Annotated in this window: 1 rRNA gene; it reads right to left on the bottom strand. The window is 47.8% G+C overall.

What is annotated here, in order from left to right:
* Nucleotides 1-356: ribosomal RNA gene (locus tag CDOM16188_RS11150) — 16S ribosomal RNA — on the bottom strand; the annotation flags it as partial.

Raw genomic sequence — 356 nt, forward strand, 5'->3', positions numbered from 1 at the left:
AAAAGGAGTTTACGCTCCGAAAAGTGTCATCCTCCACGCGGCGTTGCTGCTTCAGGGTTTCCCCCATTGAGCAATATTCCCTACTGCTGCCTCCCGTAGGAGTCTGGACCGTGTCTCAGTTCCAGTGTGACTGATCATCCTCTCAGACCAGTTACGCGTCATAGCCTTGGTGAGCCATTACCTCACCAACTAGCTGATACGATATAGCCTCATCCTACACCGAAAAACTTTCCCGACTTAACTTATGTAAAGAAGGAGTATAGAGTATTAGCAGTCGTTTCCAACTGTTGTCCTCTAGTGTAGGGCAGATTAGCTATACATTACTCACCCGTGCGCCACTAAGATATAAGAGCAAG

The sequence above is a fragment of the Campylobacter sp. RM16188 genome, from assembly GCF_012978795.1.
Lineage (GTDB): Bacteria > Campylobacterota > Campylobacteria > Campylobacterales > Campylobacteraceae > Campylobacter_A > Campylobacter_A canis.